Consider the following 19,111-nt stretch of genomic DNA (forward strand, 5'->3'; position numbering starts at 1 on the left):
ACGTCCCCGTGGGCGGGGTTGCGGGCGGGCCGGTTCTGGGCACATATGTTCGCAGACATTCCGCCCGAAGGAGCCTTCATGCGCCGCCTGTCCCGCACTCTCACCATTCTTGCCCTGTCCATCACGCCGCTTGCGGCGTCGGCGGCAGATGAATTGACAACCTTCACCCTAGACAACGGGCTTGATGTTGTTGTGTTGGAGGATCATCGCGCCCCCGTTGTGGTGCAGATGGTCTGGTACAAGGTGGGCGCCGCCGATGAGCCGCCCGGCGTGTCGGGCATTGCCCATTATCTGGAACACCTGATGTTCAAGGGCACCGACGATCTGGCGCCGGGTGAATTCTCAGAGGTTGTTGCGGCCAATGGCGGGTCGGACAATGCGTTCACCACGCAGGATCAGACCGCTTATCATCAACGGGTTGCCGCAAACCGGCTGGAACTGATGATGAAAATGGAAGCCGACCGGATGCGCGATCTGAAACTGGATGGCACCGATATTCTGACCGAACGCAAGGTCATTCTGGAGGAACGCAACCAGCGCACCGACAGCGACCCGGGCGCGCTGTTCACCGAACAGCGGATGGCGGCGCAATATCAGAACAGCCCCTATGGCATTCCGGTCATTGGCTGGAAGCACGAGATTGAATCGCTCACGCTGGATGATGCCCTGTCGTTCTATCGCACCTATTATGCGCCCAATAATGCGGTTCTGGTCGTGGCCGGCGATGTGGACCCGGCCGAGGTGAAATCCCTGGCGCAAACCTATTACGGGGTGTTGGCCCCCACGGAAAACCTGCCGGTCCGCGCCCGCCCGCAGGAACCACCGCAGCGGGCGGAACGGCGGTTGCGGTTTGAAGATGCGCGCGTGGCACAGCCCTATGTGATCCGCACCTATCTGGCCCCCGAACGGGACGCCGGACATCAGGAAAAGGCGGCGGCGCTGACCATGCTGGCGGCGGTTCTGGGCGGATCGTCGCAAACCTCGGTTCTGGGGCGGCGGTTGCAGTTTGACGAAAAGACCGCGCTTTATACCTCGGCGTTCTATGATGGCATATCTTTGGATGACACAACGTTTGGTCTGGTGATCGTGCCGGCCCCGGGCGTCAGCCTGCAAGAGGCCGAAGATGCGATGGATGCGGAAATCGCCGCATTTCTTGACCGTGGCGTGGACGCTGACCAGTTGGACAGGATCAAGATGCAACTGCGTGCCTCGCTGATTTATGGGCAGGATTCGGTGCAATCGCGGGCGCAGACGTATGGCGCGGCATTGACAAGCGGCCTGACGCTCAAGGATGTGGCCGACTGGCCCGATCTTCTTCAGGCGGTGACGGCAGAGGATATCATCGCCGCCGGACGTGAGGTGTTCAACCGCAACAATGCCGTCACCGGATGGCTGACCGCGCCCACCCCTGCGGCACCGGAGGTGACCCAATGATCCGTTTTACATTCATCTTTGCCCTGTCGATGCTGGCGGCGCTGCCCCTGCGCGCCGAGGTGAACATTGAAAAGGTCACATCGCCCGGTGGCATCACCGCCTGGCTGGTCGAGGAACATTCCCTGCCGTTCACCGCCCTTGAAATCCAGTTCAAAGGCGGCGCTGCACTGGACCGCCCGGGCAAGCGCGGGTCAGTCAACCTGATGATGGCGCTGCTGGAGGAAGGCACCGGCGATCTGGACGCCCAGGGGTTTGCCGCCGCCCGTGAATCTTTGGCGGCCAGTTATGGGTTTGACGCCTGGAATGATGACGTGTCGGTGTCGGCGCAATTCCTGACCGAAAACCGGGATGCGGCTGTTGATCTGTTGCACGGTGCAATCACGGCGCCCAGCTTTGATCAGGATGCCATTGACCGGGTGCGCGATCAGGTGCTGTCGGGCCTGCGGTCGGATGCCACGGACCCAAGCGTTGTCGCCTCGAAAACGGCGGCGCGTCTGGCCTGGGGGGATCAGCCCTATGGTTCGGATTCCAGCGGCACGATTGAAACGGTCACTGCGCTGAATCGCGATGATATCGTGCAGGCGCACAAGGATGTAATGGTCCGCGACCGGGTGTTTGTGGGGGCGGTGGGTGACATCACACCCGAGGCATTGGGCAAGATGCTGGATGATCTGCTGGGGGATTTGCCGCAATCGGGTGCGCATTTGCCCGGGCCGGCCACCTATCAACTGCAACCCGGCGTGACCGTTGTGCCGTTTGACACGCCGCAATCGGTGATCGTGTTCGAACAGGATGGAATCGCGCGCCACGATCCCGACTTCTTTGCGGCCTTTGTGGTGAATCAGATCTTTGGCGGCGGAAACTTTTCGTCGCGCCTGATGAACGAGGTGCGCGAAAAACGCGGGCTGACCTATGGTATCGGCAGTTATCTGGCGACCTATGACAACGGGCAGGCGGTGATCGGGCAGGCCTCGACCGCCAATGCCCGGGCCGGTGAAACGGTGCAGGTGGTGCGTGATGAATGGGCGAAACTTGCCAAGGATGGTGTCACGCAGGAAGAATTGGACGCCGCCAAGACCTATCTGACGGGGGCCTATCCCTTGCGATTCGATGGCAACGGGCGGATCGCCGGGCAATTGGTGGGCATGCAGGCTCAGGATTTGCCGATCGACTATATGCTGACCCGCAACGACAAGGTGAACGCGGTGACCCTGGAGGATGCCAACCGGGTGGCGAAACGGGTGTACCGCCCCGAGGATCTGCACTTTGTCGTCGTCGGCCATCCCGAAGGCGTGACAGCGACCGACTAGGCGGATTTGCCCATGGTCGAATCAAATGCACCCATGCTAGGGCTTGTGGCATGGCCACAGCACAACCCAACATAGGCGGCAACCGCCCCGTCATCCGACAGCTTGATGAGGCCGCGATCAACCGGATCGCGGCAGGCGAGGTGGTGGAACGCCCGGCCTCGGCGGTCAAGGAGTTGGTGGAAAACGCCCTGGATGCGGGCGCGCGGCGGATCGAGATTGCCTATGCGGATGGGGGCAAAAGCCTGATCCGGGTGACGGATGATGGCTGTGGGATCGACGCCGATGCGCTGCCGCTGGCCCTGGCGCGTCACGCCACGTCAAAGATCGACGGGTCGGACCTGCTCAACATTCATACATTCGGCTTTCGTGGCGAGGCTTTGCCATCTCTGGGGGCGGTCGGGCGGCTGAACCTGACGTCACGGGTGGCGGGGGGCGCGGGTGCCTGCCTGTCGGTCAGTGGGGGTGTTGCGGCCCCCGTGCGCCCGGCAGCGATCAGCGGCGGCACGGTGGCCGAGCTGCGCGATCTGTTTCACGCCACGCCCGCGCGGCTGAAATTCATGCGCAGTGACCGGGCCGAGGCGCAGGCCATCGGCGATATTGTCAAACGTCTGGCCATGGCGGAACCTTTCGTCAGCTTCACCCTGCGCGATGTGTCGGGGGTGGGGAAGGGCGTGTGGTGCTGCGCGCCGATGCCGGAAGTGGCGATCTGTTTGATGCTTTGCACGGGCGGCTGGCGCGGATCATCGGCGCCGATTTTGCCGAAAACGCGCTGCGGATCGAGGCCGAGCGCGAGGGGATTTCGCTGACCGGTTATGCCGCCCTGCCCACCTATTCGCGCGGTTCGGCCACAACGCAATTCCTGTTCGTCAATGGCCGCCCGGTGCGCGACAAGCTGCTTTATGGCGCGTTGCGCGGGGCCTATCAGGATTTCCTGAGCCGCGACCGGCACCCGGCGGCGGTGCTGTTTCTGGAGTGTGACCCGCATCTGGTGGATGTGAACGTGCACCCCGCAAAATCCGAGGTGCGGTTTCGTGATCCCGGGTTGGCGCGCGGGTTGATCGTATCGGCCTTGCGCCATGCGCTGGCCGAGGCGGGGCATCGCGCTTCGAGCACTGTGGCGGGGGCAACCCTGGGGGCGATGCGCCCGGAACCTGTTGCGCGGCGCGTGTATCAGATGGACCGCCCGGGCGGGGGGCGTTGCGACAGGCGCATGCGGCGCAGGCGCCGGGGTTTGGTGAGGTGCTGCCGGTGATGGCGCGCGCCTCATCGCTCCCTGACGGTCGCTCTTCGGAGGGGGCGTGCTTGAAGAGCGACCGTCAGGGAGCGATGAGAGCTTTCCCTGGGCGCCGCGCGGGGGCAGGTGCATGAGAATTACATCATCGCCCAGACCGCCGACGGTATGGTCATTGTCGATCAGCACGCAGCCCATGAACGGTTGGTCTATGAGAAATTGAAACGACAGATGGCCGAGAGCGGCGTTGCGGCGCAGGCGTTGCTGATTCCCGAAATCGTGGAACTGTCAGACAGTGCCGCGGCCCAGTTGATGGAGCTTGCCCCTGAACTGGCGCGCCTTGGTCTGGGGATTGAACCTTTCGGCGGTGGCGCTGTTGCCGTACGCGAAACCCCCGCGATTCTTGGCACGGTCAACGCCGAGGCCATGTTGCGCGATATTCTGGATGAATTGGACGATCTGGGCGACAGCACCAATGTGCAAACCCGGATCGAGGCGGTGTTGAGCCGGGTTGCCTGTCACGGCTCTATCCGCTCGGGCCGCTGGATGCGCAATGAAGAGATGAACGCCCTGCTGCGCGAGATGGAGGCGACGCCCCATTCGGGCCAGTGCAACCATGGCCGCCCCACCTATGTGGAGCTGAAGTTGACCGATATTGAACGGCTGTTCGGGCGCACATGATTACCATCGGCAAGACCACCCTGGATTTCAGCGATCCGCTGACCCTCGCTGCCACTGTGGCGCTGGGGCTGGCGCTGTTGTTCCTGATCCTGATGATCGTTGCTCTGCGCCGGTCGGGGCGCACCGCTGACATGCTGGCGCCGCTTGGGCAGCAGTTGCAGCACATGAACCACCGGGTGCAAAGCCTGAGCGACGGGCAGCAGCAGCTTTCGGGCGGGCTGAGCGGTGTGGCCGAGGCGCAGGCGGCGGCGCAGGCGCGCACCCTGCAACTGATGGAGGCGCGGCTGGCCGAAGTCAGCGGGCGGATGGAAACCAACCTGCGGGAATCGGCAGCGCGCACGGCGCAATCCATGACCGAAGTGACCGAAAAGATGAATCAGAACCTGACCGGTTCCGCGACCCGCACCGCGCAGTCGTTGGGTGAATTGCAGCAGCGCCTTTTGACCATCGACAAGGCGCAGGCGAATATCGAAAAACTGTCGGGCAATGTGTTGTCGTTGCAGGATATTCTGAGCAACAAGCAAACCCGTGGTGCCTTTGGCGAAATCCAGTTGCACGATATTGTGGGCAAGGCGCTGCCGTCTGACAGTTTTACCTGGCAGGCGACCCTGTCCAACGGCAGGCGGGCCGATTGCCTGATTCATCTGCCCAATCCGCCCGGCCCCATTGTGATAGACAGCAAATTCCCGCTGGAGGCGTACGAGGCGCTGCGCCGGGCCGAAACGGACCATGAAAAACGCACGGCGGTGGCGGGGATGCGCACGGCGGTGCGCGCCCACATCCGGGCGATTTCCGAGAAATACATCCTTGAGGGTGAAACCGCCGACGGCGCGCTGATGTTTCTGCCGTCCGAGGCGGTCTATGCCGAGCTGCACGCAAATTTCCCCGAACTGGTGCGCGATGGGTTCGATGCCCGGGTCTGGATCGTATCGCCCACCACCTGCATGGCCACCCTGAACACCATGCGCGCGATTCTGAAAGATGCCCGCATGCGCGAACAGGCGGGGGCGATTCGCAAGACGCTCAAGCAATTGCACCGGGATGTTGAGATCGTGGTCGAGCGGGTGGACAAGCTGAACACCCATTTCAATCAGGCCCGCGCCGATCTTGATGGCATCGGCACTGCGGCAGAGCGCGCCGGAAAACGGGCGGCGCGGCTGGATAACTTTGATTTCGAAGAGATCCCGCCCGAGGAGGCCGGGCCAGCGGCCCTTGTCGGGCAGCAGGGTGAACGGCCCTGAACAACAGGGACTGAGGCGGGGTCTTGTCACCCTCGCGCCTCTTAACACCGAAGATTACCGGAGCGCCGGGAATTTTCCGATGCCGCAGGGGGAACCCGATCCGCCTGAGCGGGCTTTTTACACTGACAGGGTTATGTGTTTTAGTGCCCTGCACCCCGGAACTTTGTGCATTCGCCATGTTGGCGACATTGCCCATCGAAAGAGGCTGATCGATGGAAGCGATTCTTTTTTCCTGCTTGGCCTGTGTCTGGCCATTGCGGTGGTCATGCTGCGCCATCGTTTTGCCTCGTTCAGCGGTCAGGCGCCTGACGATTATGCGCATCTTGTCCCTGAATTTGACCTGCGCCATCATCTGAGCGGTGATCTTCTGTGTGACGGGGTGGTTTATGGCCCTAATGGACAGGTGACATCGCGCTTTACTGCCGACATGATAGGACGCTGGGAGGGCAACAAAGGCACATTGACCCAGAGGTTTTATTTTGACGGAGGAGAACGGCAAGACCGCGCCTGGCATCTTGAACTGGCTGAAAATGGCGAGGTTCGGGCCTTGGCCGAGGATGTGATCGGTGCCGGTACGGGGCGGCAATGCGGGCCGGCGGTGCAAATGAAATACAAGATCCGCCTGCCCGTCGAATCGGGCGGTTATGTGTTGAGCGTTGTGGATTGGATGTATCTGGTGGATGAATCGACCATCATGAATCGCAGCCAGTTTCGGAAATTCGGAATCAAGGTGGCCGAACTGGTTGCCACAATACGACCAAAGGACAAGACATGAGGGAATGGCAAGGCAAACGATATTGGCTGGTGGGCGCGTCCGAAGGGCTGGGCCGGGCGCTGGCCGACCGGCTGAGCAGGGGCGGTGCCGATCTGATCCTGAGTGCGCGCCATACCGACCGTTTGCAAGAGCTGGCCGACAGCCTGCCGGGCAAGGCGCGCGTCGTCGCCTGTGATGTCGCCGACGAACAGAGTGTCGCGAATGCGGCCCGGGATGTGGGCGAAATCGACGGACTGGTGTTTCTGGCCGGGGCCTATTGGCCGCAAAAGGTTGACGCGTGGGACACCGAACAGGTGGCCACCATGTGTGACGTGAATTTCACCGGCTGTGCGCGGGTTCTGGGCCGGGTCGTGCCGATGATGGCGGCCCGGGGATCGGGGCATATCGTTTTGACCGGCGCGGCCCTGGCGCATCGCGGTTTGCCGGGGGGCATGGCCTATGGGGCGTCGAAGGCCGGTGTCATGTACCTGGCCGAGTCGCTTTATGGCGAATTGCGCAGGACGGGCGTGGATGTGCAACTGGTGAACCCGGGGTTTATCCGAACCCGCCTGACCGACAAGAACGATTTCAAGATGCCCTTTATCATGGAGCCGGACGCGGCGGCGCAAGAGGTGTTCGAACACATGCAGGGTGACAGCTTCAAGAAAAGCTTTCCTCTGGGGTATGCGGGCATGTTGCGTCTGGCCAATTTCTTGCCGGACTGGCTGTATTACCGGCTGTTTTTCTAAGGCCTTTGGGAAAACCTGAATCACCTGACCCTGTCTGACATCAAAGATTTCAACGCGTTGGCTGAGGTTGAATCGATCAGGCATTCGGCCATGTGCTATAGCGTTTCGACTTGACCTTGCATCGCTTGTTCGCTGCCTCTCCCTTCGGTCGAACGCGAAAAGCGATCTGTCATGTTTCAATGTAAGGTCGAAACGATTTAGCCAAGATAAACCTGCCCCTCGGGATAGCGGACCCGGGGTTGCGAGCGTGTGGCGAGGAAAAAGCCCAGCGTCAGCGGCCCCACCCGCCCGAGGAACATCACGACGATGATGATCAGCCGACCGGCGGTATTCAGTTCCGGGGTTTCCCCCATGGAAAGGCCCACAGTGCCAAAGGCCGACGCGATTTCAAAGCTGAGCCGCAGGAAATCGCCATCCTGCACCACCATCAGCAGGAACAGTGACACCATCAGCAGCAGCAGGCTCATGGTGGTGAGGGCCAGAACCTTCATGATTTCCGTCGCGCCGATGCTGCGCCCGAACACGCGCAATTCCGAATGGCGCCGGAAAAAGGCAACCGTGGCCAGAATCAGCACGATAAAGGTGGTCACCTTGATGCCCCCGGCGGTCGAGGCGCTGCCGCCGCCGATCAGCATGAGCGAAATGGTCAGCAGTACGGTTTCGTCGTGCATGCCGGAGGTATCAATGGTGTTGAACCCCGCAGTGCGCGGCGTCACCCCCTGAAACCAGGAAATCATCGCCTTTTGCCAGGCGTGATCAAAGGCGCCAAGGGTGTCGGGGTTGTTCCATTCCAGCGCGGCAAAGCTGAGACTGCCCCAAACGATCAGACCGGCCGTGCCCACAACCATGAGTTTGGTATGCAGGGTCAGCCGGTGCCAGTTGCGCGCCCGGAGAATGTCGCTGATGACCACAAACCCCAGCCCGCTGAGAATAAACATGAGCGGAATGGCGGTGTTGACGATGGGGTCGGTTGCAAAGGCTGTCAGATTGCCATGAAACAGCGAAAATCCCGCGTTGTTGAACGCCGAAATTGCGTGAAAGACCGCGTACCACAGGCCCGCCCCCCAGCCGAAATCGGGGACAAACACCAGCGCCAGAACCAGCGCGCCGGTTATCTCTATGATCATCGCAAGTTCCAGCACCTGAAGCGCCAGCTTTCGCAGGTTTGCCAGGGTGGTCTGGTTCAGATCCTCGCGCAGGACCATCCGTGAGGGCAGGCCGATGGGAATGCCCAGAACCGACAGCAACAGCACGGCAAATGTCATAAGCCCCACGCCGCCCATCTGGATCAGAATCGCAAGTACCACCTGCCCGAACCCGGTCAGCGCGCTGCCGGTTTCAACCACCGAAAGCCCGGTCACTGTAACAGCCGAGGTCGAGGTGAACAGCGCGTCCATCCATTTGAGGCTGCCGTCGTGGGACACGGGCAGGCGCAAAGCCACGGTGCCAATCAGGATGAGCGACAGATACATGGCCGCCAAAAGGGCAGGCGCCGGAAGGTTGCGCAGTTTGTTCACGAGCGGGGCGCCATCAGACCGTGTCGGCGAACCGGCGCAGGTTGCTGCGTTGGCCCAGCAACATCAGGCGGTCATTCTGTTCCAATACGCAACTGACCAGATCGCTGCCCTTGTATTCGCTGCCCTGCATCACCCCGACACAGCGCAGATCGAACCGGTCCAGCAGGTTCAGATCGCCCAGGGATGTTCCGGCCATCCGTTCGGGAACGACGATATTCACCACGTGATAGCCGTTTCCAAGACTGACATAGTCGCGCACCAAGGGGTTGTGCAACATCTGTGCGATGTGGCGGCCCATTTCCTCTTCGGGGTGGATGATCCGATCAACCCCGACCTTTGACAGGATACGGTGGTGCATCCGGCTGGTGGCCTTGGCCCAAACCTCGGGGACGCCGACCATCTTGACGGTGATGGCGGATACGATGCTGGCCTCCAGATCCTCGCCCATGGCGATCACCGCCACGTCATAGCCATCAAGCCCCATTTCGCGCAGCGCGGCTTCGTTGCTGCCGTCTGCGATCACGCATTGAGAAAGCTCCTCGGCCAGGCGGTTCACCGCCGCCGGATCGCGGTCGATGCCCAGAACGTAATTCCCGAACCGCGCCAGTTCCTTTGCGATTGTCGCCCCAAAAGACCCCAGCCCGATCACCGCGAAATTGCGAGGTTTCAGCTTTTTCATGTTGTGCCTGTTCCGATCTGCCTTGTCACCGGCCCGCCCCTAGATGTGGGTGCGCGCATGGACCCGGTCGGCCCGCTCAAGATGGGGTAGGGCGTTGAAGGTGTCCAGCAACAGTGTATCGCCGCCTTTGACATAGCGGTGGACCGAAGTGTTGTTGATCTGCAACAAAACATTGGCATAACTGGCCACTTCAAGGCGCAACAGCACCCGCATGGCCATGCCGATCAATCCGCCCGAGGTGACCAGCATCACCCGCCCGCCAAGGGATTCGGCGTCGGCGATGATCGCGCGCACGCGTCCCTCGAAGGCGGCGAAGGTTTCCAGATCGCTGTGCAACTGGCCTGCCTCCCATGCGGTCATCAGTTGCGGCATGTGGCGCAAAAAATCGTCGCGATCCTGCGGCATCGGGATGGCGTGATTGTCGCGCAGCGACGTGGCCAGGCCGTAGTAATCCAGTTCATTCAGCCGGGCATCCTGACGAAACCCGAGGTTCAGGCAATCTGAAATCGCCGCTGCGGTATCGCGTTGCCGGTTCAGGGTGCCGCTGATCACATGATCAAAGGTCTGATCCGTGTCGCGCAAATGTTCGCCCAGCCATGCCGCCTGTTGCCGGCCCAGATCGGACAGCCGGTCATACTCTGCCTCATCGGTCGCGGCAGAGTTTGCCTGCCCGTGGCGCACCAGTGTGATTTCGACCATGGCTGCACTCCTTCGTTGGCCCTGATTTGGCCCATGGACGCCGGATGTGCAACAAAGGTTTCCGATCCGCACCGGGGGTGGCGCAAATGGCGGGCGGGGCGTCGCGCGTGAGGATCGCCACCGCCTGTGATAGGCGTTAGGCTGTGCGCAATAATTGCCCGGAGGCCTTGTCATGACCGATACCCTGCGTTTCACCCTTGATGGTCAAGAGGTCGAGGCCCAACCGGGCGAAACCATCTGGAATGTGGCCAAACGGGTTGGCACGGATATTCCCCACCTGTGCCACCGGGATGAACCGGGATACCGCGCCGATGGCAACTGCCGCGCCTGCATGGTGGCCATTGATGGGGAACGCAATCTGGCCGCCTCGTGCATTCGCGAAGTCACCGATGGCATGGTTGTTTCATCGCAAGGCGCGCGGGAAACCAGGGCGCGCAGGATGGTCATGGAAATGCTGGTGGCCGATCAGCCAACCCAGGACGTGGCCCACGACAAATCGGCCCCTCTGTGGGAAATGGCCGCGCAGCAGGGCGTGCGCGAGAGCCGCTTTCCCAAGCTGGAACCACAGCGCATTCCGCTGTTGGACGATTCCCATGTGGCGATGTCGGTCAACCTTGATGCCTGCATTCAATGCGGGCTGTGCGTGCGCGCCTGCCGCGAGGTGCAGGTGAATGATGTGATCGGCATGTCGGGGCGCGGGCATGACAGTTACCCGACTTTCGATCTGGCCGATCCCATGGGCGATTCCACCTGTGTGGCTTGCGGCGAATGCGTGCAGGCCTGCCCGACAGGGGCGCTGATGCCATCGTCTGTGGTGAACGCGGCGCAGGTGGGCGACCGCGCTGATTTTGACAGTGAAACCAAAAGCATCTGCCCGTTTTGCGGGGTTGGGTGTCAGGTGTCGGTCAAGGTCAAGGATGGCAAGGTGAAATATGTCGAGGGCATCAACGGCCCGGCGAACGAGGGGCGGTTGTGCGTCAAGGGGCGGTTCGGGTTCGATTACATCCACCACCCGCACCGGTTGACCAAACCCCTGATCCGCCGCGACGATGCGCCGGAAAAGGGGCTGAACGTTGATCCCAACAACCCCTGGACCCATTTCCGCGAAGCAACATGGGACGAGGCGCTGGACAAGGCCGGGGCCGGCTTTGTCGATCTGCGCAGCTATTACGGCGGCAAATCCGTGGCCGGGTTTGGCAGCGCGAAATGCACCAACGAAGAGGCCTATCTGTTCCAGAAACTGATCCGGCAGGGGTTTGGCCACAACAACGTGGATCACTGCACGCGGCTGTGTCATGCCTCATCCGTGGCGGCATTGATGGAAAATGTCGGCAGTGGCGCCGTGACCGCCACATTTAACGAAATCGAAAACGCCGACGTGGCCATCGTGATTGGCGCCAACCCGACCGAAAATCACCCGGTCGCCGCGACCTTTTTCAAACAATTCTGCAAGCGCGGCGGCAAATTGATGGTGATGGACCCGCGCGGGCAGGCGTTGAAACGCCATGCCTCGCATATGCTGCAATTCCGCCCCGGCACCGATGTGGCGCTGCTGAATGCGATCATGAACGTGATCGTTGAGGAAAAGCTGTATGACCGTCAGTATATCGAAGGTTTTACCGAAGGGTTCTTTGAATTCCGCGACCATATCCGCGCCTTTACCCCGGAACGCATGTCCGAGCTGTGCGGCATCAGCGCCGAGATGATCCGCGACGTGGCCCGCACCTATGCGGGCGCGCAGCGGGCGATGATTTTCTGGGGCATGGGGGTTTCGCAACACATTCACGGCACCGACAATGCGCGCTGCCTTATCGCGCTTGCGCTGCTCTGCGGCCAGATCGGGCGTCCGGGCACGGGCCTGCACCCCCTGCGGGGGCAGAACAACGTGCAGGGGGCCAGTGACGCTGGCCTGATCCCGCAACTTATGCCCGATTATCAATCGGTGGGCGACCCCGAGGTGCGCGAGTTGTTTCGCCACATCTGGAAAGGCACGGCAATTCAGGAGCAGCCGGGCCTGACCGTGGTGGAAATTATCGATGCGATTTACCGTGGTGAAATCAAGGGCATGTATATTCTGGGCGAAAACCCGGCCATGTCCGACCCTGACGTGGAACACGCCCGCGATGCCCTGGCCAAGCTGGATGTTCTGGTGGTGCAGGATATTTTCCTGACCGAAACCGCGAATTATGCCGATGTGATTCTGCCCGCCAGCGCATTTCCCGAAAAGCGCGGCACCGTCACCAACACCAACCGTCAGGTGCAGATGGGCCGACAGGCGGTGCCGCCCCCCGGCGAGGCGCGCGAGGATTGGGCAGTGATTGTCGATCTGGCCCGGCGCGTGGGGCTGGATTGGGATTATGACGGCCCGCGTTCTGTGTTCGATGAAATGAAGATGTCCATGCGTTCGCTGCATCACATCACCTGGAACCGGTTGGAAAATGAGGGCGCCGTTACCTATCCCTGCCTGTCGCCCAGCGATCCGGGGCAACCGGTGGTGTTTGGCGATGGCTTTCCGCGCCGTGCCGGACGGGCAAAATTCACTCCGGCCCGGGTGACGCCGCCCGCCGAGGTGCCGAACGATGAATACCCGATGATCCTGACCACGGGCCGGCAGTTGGAGCATTGGCACACCGGTTCGATGACCCGGCGCGCCAGCGTTCTGGACGGGATCGAACCCGAGGCGAATTGTTCGCTTCATCCAAAAACCCTGCGCAAACTGGGTGTGGCACCCGGTGAACACGTGCGCCTGACCACCCGGCGTGGCACGGTCGATGTCATGGCCCGGGCTGATCGCGCCGTGGCCGAAGACATGGTATTCCTGCCCTTCGCCTATGTCGAAGCGGCGGCGAATATCCTGACCAATTCGGCGCTGGACCCGTTCGGAAAGATCCCCGAGTTCAAATATTCGGCGGTGCGGGTCGAGAACCCCGGCGAAACACTGGCGGCGGAATAGACGGGCGGCGCCTTTGGCCCTAGAAATGGTCTGACGAAAATTTTGAAGGACCACAGATGACACAGCCAGATGCCGACCGTTTCCTTGCCGATCTTCACACCCTGCGCGGTTTCGGCGCGGCAGGGGTGGCCAAGGGTGTGCGGCGCCCGGCCTATAGCGCGGCTGATGTCGCGTCGCGCGATTGGTTGGCGGGCCGGATGGCCGAGGCGGGGTTGACGCCTGTGTTTGATGCCATGGGCAACCTGTTTGGCCTGTCCGACCGCCCCGGCCCCCTGTTGGGCAGCCACAGTGACAGCCAGCCCGAGGGTGGTTGGCTGGACGGGGCGCTGGGCGTGATTGCGGCGCTTGAGGTTGCGCGCTGTGTGCCGGGGGTGTCAGTCGTCAGCTTTCAGGATGAAGAGGGCCGGTTCGGTGTCTGTACCGGCAGCGAGATCTGGTCTGGCGGCATGACTTTGGCAGAGGCCGACAAATTGGTCGATGACGATGGAATCACGCTGGGTGCTGCGCGGCGCGAACTTGCAGAACGGGCGGGCGACGTGGTGCTGCCCGACCGATTCACCGGCTATGTCGAGATGCACATCGAACAGGGGCCGGTCATGGATTCCTGTGACGATGTGGTTGGTGTGGTCACTGATATTGTCGGAATCCGCGATATGCTGATCACCCTGTCGGGGCAACAAAACCATGCCGGCACCACGCCCATGGCCCTGCGCCGGGATGCGTTTCAGGGAATGGCGGCGTTCAGCACAGCCCTGAACGATGCCCTGCGCAACATCGTGACCCCTGAAACGGTTTGGACCATTGGGCATGTGTCGCTGCACCCCAACGCCAGCTCCATTGTGCCGGGCAGGGTAACGTTTTCGATGCAATGGCGGGATGGCGACAATGACAGGCTCGCGCGGATGGAGCGGGTGATCCGCGATGTTGCAGGGCAGGTCGCACAACAGCATGGCCTGGAGTGCAGCTTTGGCGAGATGCTGGGCCTTGATCCGGTCGCGATGGACGGGCGGCTGGCCGATGCTTTGGCTGGTGCGGCTGAGGCGGTGGTGCCGGGGCGCTGGCGGCGAATGCCGTCGGGGGCGTTGCATGACGCCAGCAATGTGTCGCGGGTGCTGCCGGTGGCAATGCTGTTTGTTCCGTCAATCGGGGGAATCAGCCACACCTTTGACGAGGATACCGACGAGGCCGATCTGGTCACCGGCCTGAAGGTTCTGACGCGCGCGGCGCGGGATCTGGTTTAATATCCGCTGAACAACCCCCGCAGCACCGGCAGCAGCGCGGCGGCGACGACGCCGACCACCGCGCCAATGGCCAGACGTTGCGGGACGCCGCCCAGATTGGGCGCGGCCACGCTGAGGCAACCACAGACAGCAGCGTAAAAGGTGAGAGAAACCGGGTCCATAGGCGCAATGCTCCATTCTGTTTGGCCGGACCAGAATAGCATAATCAGAGATTTTTCACGGAACAGTTTGACCTGCGCCATTTTCGTGCAACGATGGCGGCACGCCCCGGAGAGGGCCGGTGTTCAAACACCATCTGGGAGGAAAATCTGTGACCCAAGCACCCGGTGCTCTGGTTTCCATGCCTGCGCTTTTGGCACGCAATGCCGCGCAATTTGGGGAAAAATCCGCGTATCGCGAAAAGGAATTCGGAATCTGGCAAAGCTGGACCTGGAGCGAGGTTGCCGAAGAGATTGAATCTCTGGCGCTGGGGCTGCTGGATATGGGGTTGGCGCCGGGCGAACATGTGGCGATTGTCGGGCGCAACCGCCCCGCCCTGTATTGGTCGTTTGTTGCGGTGCAATGGGCGGGGGGCGTTCCCGTACCGCTGTATCAGGACGCGGCAGCCGATGAGATCGCCTTTGCGCTGGATCATTGCGGGGCTGTGTTCGCGATTTGCGGCGATCAGGAGCAGGTGGACAAGGTGCAGGAGGTGCAGGCGCAATCGCCCGATCTGCGCCGGTTGATCTATCTTGATGCACGGGGATTGCGGAAATATGACCATGCAACCCTGAGTTCTTACGCCGATGTGCAGGCGAAAGGGCGCGAGCGGCGCGCCGAATTGGGCAGCGAATTGCAGGCGCGGGGCGCGGCACTTGGCTATGATGATACCTGCGTGATGCTTTATACCAGTGGCACCACCGGGCGGCCCAAGGGCGTGGTTCTGAGTAACCGAAACATCATCGAAACCAGCAAGAACACCTGTGATTTCGATCACCTGCGCCCGGGCGATGAGATTCTGGCCTATCTTCCCATTGCATGGGTCGGGGATTTCATCTTTTCCATCGGGCAGGCTTATTGGAGCGGGTTTTGTGTAAACTGCCCCGAATCCACCGAAACGATGATGACGGACCTGCGCGAGATCGGACCGACCTATTATTTCGCACCGCCCCGGGTGTTTGAAACGCAACTGACCAGCGTGATGATCCGCATGGAAGACGCGGGCCGGGTCAAAAAGTGGTTGTTTGACAGGTTTATGGGCGTCGCCCGGCGCGTCGGGCCTGACCTTTTGGACGGCAAGCCGGTGGGTGGGCTGGACCGGGCGCTGTATCGGTTGGGCGAAGTGATGGTTTACGGGCCGCTGAAGAATACATTGGGGTTTTCCCGGGTGCGGGTCGGCTATACGGCGGGTGAGGCGATCGGGCCGGAAATCTTTGATTTCTATCGGTCATTGGGGATCAACCTGAAACAGCTTTACGGCCAGACAGAGGCCAGCGTGTTCATCACCCAGCAGCCTGACGGCGAAGTGCGCAGCGATACCGTGGGCGTGCCATCGCCGGGGGTGGAACTGCGGATCGCCGAAAATGGCGAGGTGTTTTACCGCTCGCCCGGAGTGTTCGTGCGGTATTTCAAGAACGACGAAAGCACGGCCGGAACAAAAGATGGTGACGGCTGGGTGGCCACCGGAGATGCGGGATTCATCGAAGAAAGCAGCGGCCATTTGCGGATCATCGACCGCGCCAAGGATGTGGGCAAGATGGCGGACGGGCGGTTGTTCGCGCCGAAATATGTCGAAAACAAGCTGAAATTCTTTCCCAATATTCTGGAGGCCGTGGTGTTTGGCGCCGGGCGCGAGATGTGTTGCGCGTTCATCAATATTGACCTGACGGCGGTGGGAAACTGGGCCGAACGCAACAACATCGCCTATGGCAGTTATCAGGAATTATCCCAGCACCCTCAGGTGCTTGCCACGATCCGGGAGCATGTTGGCGAGGTGAACCGCAGTGTTGCCGAAGATGAGATGCTGTCGGGGTGTCAGGTGCATCGGTTTCTGGTGCTGCACAAGGAACTGGACGCCGATGATGGCGAAATGACCCGCACCCGCAAAGTGCGGCGCGGCGTGATCGCCGAGAAATTCAATGACCTGATCGAGGCGCTTTATACAGGGAAATCAGAGATTTATACGGAAACAGAAGTGACTTATGAGGATGGTCGCAAGGGTAAGATCCGCGCGACATTGCAGATTGAGGATGCGGCGGTTGTTGGGGCTGAACGGATGGCGGCGGAATGACGGGGGCGGCGCTGGCCCTTCGGGCGACGCCCCGCCCACCGTCCCATAGGGGTGTCGCGTGATGGACGGGTCTTTCGTTACGGCAGATGGGCGGACCATCGGCAACACCTTGATGGATATGCGTAATATTACCCTGCGGTTCGGTGGGGTCGAGGCGATCAAGAATATATCGTTCGACATTCGCGAGGGTGAAATTCGCGCGATTATCGGCCCGAATGGTGCCGGAAAATCAAGTATGTTGAATGTTATCAGCGGGTTTTATGTGCCACAGGAAGGCGAGGTTTGGTTTCGTGGAGCGAAGCGGCCGGTAATGAAGCCGTTTCAGGTGGCGCGTCAGGGGATTGCGCGGACGTTCCAGAATATCGCCCTGTTTGAGGGAATGTCCGTGTTGGACAATGTGATGACCGGACGGTTGACCGAGATGACAGCGGGGATGTTGAGCCAGGCGATCTGGTGGGGGAAGGCCCAGCGGGAGGAAGTGGCAAACCGGGAGCGTGTTGAAAAGGTTATTGATTTTCTGGAGATCCAGCATATTCGCCATACGCCTGTGGGGCGACTTCCTTATGGGTTGAAAAAACGGGTGGAGCTGGCGCGGGCCTTGGCGGCGGAGCCGAAATTGCTGCTTTTGGATGAGCCGATGGCGGGGATGAACGTGGAGGAGAAAGAGGACATGAGCCGCTTTATCCTTGATGTGAATGATGAATTCGGCACCACGATTGCCTTGATCGAACATGACATGGGGGTGGTCATGGATCTGAGTGATCGGGTGGTGGTGATGGATTATGGTAAAAAGATTGGCGACGGCACGCCCGACGAAGTGCGCAACAATCAGGATGTAATCGACGCCTATCTTGGGGTGTCCCATGATTGAACATCGCGATGCGCGGCAGATGCGCCAGATGTGCGCGGAACATTCATTGGTGTTGCATATGATTGCTGTGAGCGTGAACGGTGGAACGAAGGGGGCGCCACATGCCTGATCAAGTGCTTTTCGCCATTGAAGTGACGTTGAACGGGCTGATGGCCGGGGTGCTTTATGCGCTGGTGGCCCTGGGGTTTGTTCTGATTTTCAAGGCGAGCGGGATTTTCAATTATGCCCAGGGGGTGATGGCGCTGTTCGCGGCGCTGACCCTGGTGGGGATCATGGAGGGGCAGGTGCCGTTCGAGCATCTGATCAACGTGGTGTTCGGAACCGAGATTCACGGATTCGGCTGGCAGGTGCCTGCGGTTCTGGCGATTGTGTTGACCATGGTGGTGATGGTGGGGTTCGCTTGGCTGGTGAATTGGCTGGTGCTGCGGCATTTGGTGAATCAGGAGCCGATCATCCTGTTCATGGCGACCATCGGACTGGCCTATTTCCTGGAAGGGCTGGGCGATATGATGTGGGGGTCTGACATCAAGACACTGGATGTGGGGCTGCCGCAGGGGATCAACGACTGGATCGACCAGACCACCTTTGATGCCTTCGGGTATGGGTTTTTCATCGACAACCTTGATCTGGTGGCGACGGCGATTGCCGCGCTTTTGGTGGCCGGGTTGGTGGTGTTTTCGCAATACACCAAACAGGGGCGGGCGTTGCGGGCCGTGGCCGATGATCATCAGGCGGCGCTGTCGGTCGGGGTGTCGCTGAATTTCATCTGGGTTCTGGTCTGGTCGATTGCCGGATTTGTGGCTTTGGTTGCGGGTATCATGTGGGGCGCGAAATCGGGGGTGCAGTTTTCCCTGAGTCTGATCGCGTTGAAAGCGTTGCCGGTGCTGATGCTGGGCGGGTTCACGTCGATTCCCGGGGCCATCGTGGGCGGGTTGATTATCGGCGTGGGCGAAAAGTTGTTTGAATTTTTGGTGGGGTCGGCATTGGGCGGGGCGACCGAGAACTGGTTTGCCTATGTTCTGGCACTGTTGTTTCTGGTGTTCCGGCCTCAGGGATTGTTCGGGGAGCGGATTATTGAGCGCGTGTGAGAGGGGCTATCCTTCGGTTTCGCGAAATCGTGCGATGAGGATCGCGGCGAGGATCGTGACCCCGAGCGTGAGCGACAACATGGCTGGAATTCCGAGCGCGAAGACCAGCGTGGCGGCGAGAACCGGAGGAAGGACGCAGGCGAAAAGCAGGGACAGAGCCTCGCAGTTGTGGCGCTTTTTGTCGGGTTCGTTGGCCTCGGGGATCTCATCGAGGATGGCCTGTTTGGCGGCGGTGAATTCTGCCGTGGTGAGGATGCCGTCGGCATGGAGCCGTGAGAGTGTTTCGATTTCCTTGACGAGGGGCATAATGCGACCTTTCGGGTTGAATACGGGTTATGCTGAAGTCAAATCACGGCAGAATCGGGGCGGCGTGTTGTCAAAATATCCATTGGTT

General features: G+C 60.8%; 15 protein-coding genes and 1 pseudogene. 11 read left to right on the plus strand and 5 right to left on the minus strand.

The genetic code is table 11. The features are described from left to right. The first annotated feature begins 78 nt into the window (after positions 1 to 78). From AC0L7P_RS04370 to AC0L7P_RS04395, 6 genes and pseudogenes are all read left to right on the plus strand, one after another. Complete coding sequence (locus AC0L7P_RS04370; RefSeq protein ID WP_473434653.1) at positions 79 to 1,434, plus strand: M16 family metallopeptidase; 1,356 nt, start codon at positions 79 to 81, stop codon at positions 1,432 to 1,434. Beyond that, on the plus strand, positions 1,431 to 2,744 hold the full coding sequence (locus tag AC0L7P_RS04375; protein ID WP_473434654.1) for a M16 family metallopeptidase: 1,314 nt from the start codon (positions 1,431 to 1,433) through the stop codon (positions 2,742 to 2,744). The genes AC0L7P_RS04370 and AC0L7P_RS04375 overlap by 4 nt, the downstream gene beginning before the upstream one ends. 50 nt (positions 2,745 to 2,794) lie before the next feature. Continuing rightward, positions 2,795 to 4,656, plus strand: a pseudogene (gene mutL, locus AC0L7P_RS04380) (DNA mismatch repair endonuclease MutL). Then, positions 4,653 to 5,897 carry a DNA recombination protein RmuC gene (locus tag AC0L7P_RS04385; RefSeq protein WP_473434655.1) on the plus strand — a complete coding sequence of 415 codons (1,245 nt, stop codon included), beginning with the start codon at positions 4,653 to 4,655 and terminating at the stop codon, positions 5,895 to 5,897. The pseudogene mutL and the gene AC0L7P_RS04385 overlap by 4 nt, the downstream one beginning before the upstream one ends. Positions 5,898 to 6,162: 265 nt before the next feature. Beyond that, positions 6,163 to 6,672 carry a DUF3833 domain-containing protein gene (locus AC0L7P_RS04390; RefSeq protein WP_473434656.1) on the plus strand — a complete coding sequence of 170 codons (510 nt, stop codon included), beginning with the start codon at positions 6,163 to 6,165 and terminating at the stop codon, positions 6,670 to 6,672. Further along, positions 6,669 to 7,400, plus strand: coding sequence for an SDR family NAD(P)-dependent oxidoreductase (locus tag AC0L7P_RS04395; protein ID WP_473434657.1), 732 nt, complete (start codon positions 6,669 to 6,671; stop codon positions 7,398 to 7,400). The genes AC0L7P_RS04390 and AC0L7P_RS04395 overlap by 4 nt, the downstream gene beginning before the upstream one ends. 197 nt (positions 7,401 to 7,597) lie before the next feature. On the opposite strand, the gene AC0L7P_RS04400 is transcribed toward AC0L7P_RS04395, so the two are convergent. From AC0L7P_RS04400 to AC0L7P_RS04410, 3 genes are read right to left on the minus strand one after another with little or no spacing between them, the layout of a single operon-like run. After that, complete coding sequence (locus tag AC0L7P_RS04400; RefSeq protein WP_473434658.1) at positions 7,598 to 8,917, minus strand: TrkH family potassium uptake protein; 1,320 nt, start codon at positions 8,915 to 8,917, stop codon at positions 7,598 to 7,600. Positions 8,918 to 8,930: 13 nt separating this feature from the next. After that, complete coding sequence (locus tag AC0L7P_RS04405) at positions 8,931 to 9,596, minus strand: potassium channel family protein (RefSeq protein WP_473434659.1); 666 nt, start codon at positions 9,594 to 9,596, stop codon at positions 8,931 to 8,933. 39 nt (positions 9,597 to 9,635) lie between these two features. Next, positions 9,636 to 10,295 (minus strand): histidine phosphatase family protein, encoded by a 660-nt coding sequence (locus AC0L7P_RS04410; protein ID WP_473434660.1) that lies wholly within the window; start codon positions 10,293 to 10,295, stop codon positions 9,636 to 9,638. A 172-nt stretch (positions 10,296 to 10,467) separates the two neighbouring features. On the opposite strand from AC0L7P_RS04410, the gene fdhF reads away from it, so the two are divergent. After that, positions 10,468 to 13,248: a formate dehydrogenase subunit alpha gene (gene fdhF / locus AC0L7P_RS04415; protein WP_473434661.1), complete on the plus strand. Its 2,781-nt coding sequence runs from the start codon at positions 10,468 to 10,470 to the stop codon at positions 13,246 to 13,248. A 56-nt stretch (positions 13,249 to 13,304) separates the two neighbouring features. Next, on the plus strand, positions 13,305 to 14,489 hold the full coding sequence (locus AC0L7P_RS04420; RefSeq protein ID WP_473434662.1) for a hydantoinase/carbamoylase family amidase: 1,185 nt from the start codon (positions 13,305 to 13,307) through the stop codon (positions 14,487 to 14,489). Here the strand turns inward: AC0L7P_RS04420 and AC0L7P_RS04425 are convergent. Beyond that, on the minus strand, positions 14,486 to 14,650 hold the full coding sequence (locus AC0L7P_RS04425; RefSeq protein ID WP_473434663.1) for a hypothetical protein: 165 nt from the start codon (positions 14,648 to 14,650) through the stop codon (positions 14,486 to 14,488). The two genes, AC0L7P_RS04420 and AC0L7P_RS04425, sit on opposite strands and share 4 nt — an antisense overlap. A 179-nt stretch (positions 14,651 to 14,829) precedes the next feature. On the opposite strand from AC0L7P_RS04425, the gene AC0L7P_RS04430 reads away from it, so the two are divergent. From AC0L7P_RS04430 to AC0L7P_RS04440, 3 genes are all read left to right on the plus strand, one after another. After that, positions 14,830 to 16,758 (plus strand): AMP-binding protein, encoded by a 1,929-nt coding sequence (locus AC0L7P_RS04430; RefSeq protein WP_473435392.1) that lies wholly within the window; start codon positions 14,830 to 14,832, stop codon positions 16,756 to 16,758. A gap of 61 nt (positions 16,759 to 16,819) precedes the next feature. Next, positions 16,820 to 17,629 carry an ABC transporter ATP-binding protein gene (locus AC0L7P_RS04435; RefSeq protein WP_473434664.1) on the plus strand — a complete coding sequence of 270 codons (810 nt, stop codon included), beginning with the start codon at positions 16,820 to 16,822 and terminating at the stop codon, positions 17,627 to 17,629. Positions 17,630 to 17,730: 101 nt separating this feature from the next. Next, positions 17,731 to 18,717 (plus strand): branched-chain amino acid ABC transporter permease, encoded by a 987-nt coding sequence (locus tag AC0L7P_RS04440; RefSeq protein ID WP_473434665.1) that lies wholly within the window; start codon positions 17,731 to 17,733, stop codon positions 18,715 to 18,717. A 6-nt stretch (positions 18,718 to 18,723) separates the two neighbouring features. On the opposite strand, the gene AC0L7P_RS04445 is transcribed toward AC0L7P_RS04440, so the two are convergent. After that, positions 18,724 to 19,023 carry an SHOCT domain-containing protein gene (locus AC0L7P_RS04445; protein WP_473434666.1) on the minus strand — a complete coding sequence of 100 codons (300 nt, stop codon included), beginning with the start codon at positions 19,021 to 19,023 and terminating at the stop codon, positions 18,724 to 18,726. Between the last annotated feature and the right edge of the window lie 88 nt (positions 19,024 to 19,111).

The sequence above is a fragment of the Oceaniglobus sp. K40-3 genome (assembly GCF_055808395.1).